General features: G+C 75.3%; 2 protein-coding genes. Both read left to right on the top strand.

Translation table 11 applies throughout. The features are described 5' to 3' along the window. Positions 1 to 493 precede the first annotated feature (493 nt). Positions 494 to 2,107 (top strand): GAF domain-containing sensor histidine kinase, encoded by a 1,614-nt coding sequence (locus VGH76_RS17255; RefSeq protein WP_331557937.1) that lies wholly within the window; start codon positions 494 to 496, stop codon positions 2,105 to 2,107. Between the two features lie 34 nt (positions 2,108 to 2,141). Next, positions 2,142 to 2,786 carry a response regulator transcription factor gene (locus VGH76_RS17250; protein ID WP_331557936.1) on the top strand — a complete coding sequence of 215 codons (645 nt, stop codon included), beginning with the start codon at positions 2,142 to 2,144 and terminating at the stop codon, positions 2,784 to 2,786. Positions 2,787 to 3,047: the final 261 nt, after the last annotated feature.

Below are 3,047 nucleotides of genomic sequence, written 5' to 3'. Positions count from 1 at the left end.
CGCGCATCGACACGATCCCGGCGATCTCGTCGTCCTCGCGGACCAGCTCCTCGATCACCAGCTCCTCGGCGACCTCGCGCACGGAGGCGTCGGCCGCCACGGTGGCGAGCGCCCGCGCGGAGACCTGCCCGACCGGCACGGACGCGTTCGGGAGGACCTCGGCCGGCATGACGTCCTCCTCGCGGGTCCGGTGGCGCCGTGCCACGGTGCCGGATGACGACGCTGCCCGACGGGCACGGCTCCGCGGGAGGGACGGCGGACCCCCGTGCCGGGGACCTCGGTCACCGCGTCGGCCGCGGGCGATCCGGCGCGACGATCACGAGGGACCTTCGGCCCTGGCGTCCGCCCCCTCCGTTGACCGACGATAGGGAGCGCGGATAGCGCATCCGCGCAGGGAGCAAGACTGGGGGCGACCATCCGGCAGACGACACGCGAGCGGCGGGGCGCCGACGCGGGGGCGCCGGCGCTGCGGGCTGATCGGCTGTTGCGGTCCGTGATCGCCGTCGCGGACGGCCTCGACCTCGAGGAGACCCTGGAGCGCATCGTCCGCGAGGCGGTCGACCTCGTCGACGCCCGCTACGGCGCCCTCGGTCTGCTCACCGAGGACGGCACGGCCCTGGCCCGGTTCGTCACCGTCGGTCTCGACGAGCAGGAGCGGGGACGGATCGGGCCGCTGCCGACCGGCCGGGGGCTGCTGGGCGAGCTCATCCGCCACCCGTCCCCGCTGCGCCTCGACGACCTCACCGAGCACCCGGCGTCGGTCGGGCTCCCGCCCAACCACCCGCCGATGGGGTCGTTCCTCGGGGTCCCGGTGCGGGTCCGCGACCGGGTGGTCGGCAACCTCTACCTGACCGACAAGCACGGCGGGTCCTTCACCGTCGAGGACGAGGACGTGACGACCACGCTCGCCTCGGCGGCCGGCATCGCGGTCGAGAACGCCCGGCTGCACGCCCGCACGGGGCAGCTGGTGGCCGAGACCCGGTTGCGGCAGCGCTGGCTCGAGGCCTCCGGGGAGATCACGACGACGCTGCTCGCCGGCGCCGACCCGGGGGAGGCGCTGGCGCTGGTCGCGCAGCGCGCGGCGGAGCTCATCGGTGCCTCCGGGGCCCTCATCACCACCGCGCCGCGCACCGGCGCGGACGGCGACGAGCAGCCGGTGCGGGTGACCGTCGCGGTCGGCGTCGAGGACCGGATCCCGCTGGGCACCCGGCTGGTGGTGCGCGGCACCGTGCTCGACGCCGTCGCCCGCACCGGCACGCCGCAGGTCACCGAGCGGCTCGTGCTCCGGCCGGGCGCGCCGGCGGAGGGGCGGGGTCTCGCCGTGCCGATGCGCGGCGGCGAGGAGATGAGCGGGGTGCTCGTCGTCGTCGGGGTGGAGGGGTGGACCGAGAACGTCGGCGACGACGGCCTGTCGATCCTGGCCTCGTTCGCCGACCAGGCCGCACTGGTGCTGCGCCACGCCGAGTCGCAGCGGGCGCGCCGCCAGCTCGACGTCGTCACCGACCGCGAGCGCATCGCGGCCGACCTGCACGACCACGTGCTGCAGCGGCTGTTCGCCCTCGGGCTGGGCCTGCAGGCCGCGCACGCCCGGCTGCCCGCGTCGGACGCCGCACGCCGCGTGGACGACGCGGTGGACCAGATCGACGGGATCATCCGCGACATCCGCACCTCGATCTTCGACCTGCACACCGCGCGGGGCGGCTCGGAGCTGACCTCGCGGATCCAGGCCGCCGCGACCGAGATGGCCGCCGACACCGACATCGACCCGGTGGTGCGCGTCTCCGGGGACGTCGAGGACGTCCCCGAGGACCTCGCGGTCGCGGTCGAGGCGGTGGTGCGCGAGGGCGTCAGCAACGCCGTCCGGCACGCCGAGCCGTCCCACGTCACCGTCACCGTCTCCGCGGACTCCACGCTCGCGGTGGAGATCGTCGACGACGGGATCGGCATCCCCGAGACGGTTGCGCGCAGCGGGCTGGCCAACCTCGCCGCCCGCGCCCGCGCGGCGGGCGGCGACGCCCGGGTCGCCCGCCGACCGGTGGGGTCGGGGACCCGACTGACGTGGTGGGTGCCGCTGGACCCCACGAAGCCCGACCCGGTCGACCAGTGACGTCGGCCGGCGAACCCACGGAAGAGAGCGAACGATGACGACGGTGTTCCTGGTCGACGACCACGAGGTGGTGCGGCGGGGGGTGGCCGACCTGCTGGGCGCGCACGAGGACCTCGAGGTCGTCGGGGACGCCGGCAGCGTGGCCGAGGCCCTGGCCCGCATCCCGGCGCTCAACCCCGAGGTGGCGGTGCTGGACGTGCGCCTGCCCGACGGGAGCGGCGTCGAGCTCTGCCGGGACCTGCGCTCGCGCATGCCCGACCTGCGGTGCCTGATGCTGACGTCCTACACCGACGAGCAGGCGATGTTCGACGCCGTGCTGGCCGGGGCCAGCGGCTTCGTCATCAAGGACGTCCGCGGCAACGACATCGTCAACGCGGTCCGCGAGGTCGGGGCCGGCCGGTCCCTGCTCGACGGCCGCGCCGCGACGGCGCTGATGAGTCGGCTGCGCGAGCGCACCGAGGCGGTGGACCCGCTGGCCGAGCTCACCGAGAAGGAGCGCGAGGTGCTGTCCTACATCGGGGAGGGCCTGACCAACCGCGAGATCGGCGCCAAGATGTTCCTGGCGGAGAAGACGGTGAAGAACTACGTCTCGGCGCTGCTCGCCAAGCTCGGGATGCAGCGCCGCGTGCAGGCCGCCGTGCTCGCGAACCAGGTGAAGGGACAGTCCGCCGAGCGCTGAGGTGTCCCGACCACGTCGGGACCTTCGGCCCTGTCGCCCGGCGCGCCACGGGCGGCACTCTCCTTCCCGGGCCTGCCGCGGGGCCAGGGTCGGTGCAGAGGAGAAGCACCGGCTCCCCTCGTGGGCGGGCCCCCGGGACCGGGTGCACCAGGCGGAGCACGACCGCACGAGGTGGACGCCGTGGGTCCGGTGCCGCGTACCGGCCGCCGGTACGCCGCGCCGCGGCCCGCTCGGACGGCGTGAAGGCACGCGTGGTCACCC

The sequence above is a fragment of the Actinomycetospora sp. genome (assembly GCF_036497585.1).
Classification (GTDB): domain Bacteria; phylum Actinomycetota; class Actinomycetes; order Mycobacteriales; family Pseudonocardiaceae; genus Actinomycetospora.
This window is presented reverse-complemented; position numbering and strand designations above follow the sequence as displayed.

What these genes read in the sequence shown, in the direction of transcription:
- VGH76_RS17250 (WP_331557936.1), top strand. Translation starts at nt 2,142, where the DNA reads ATGACGACGGTGTTCCTGGTCGACGACCACGAGGTGGTGCGGCGGGGG.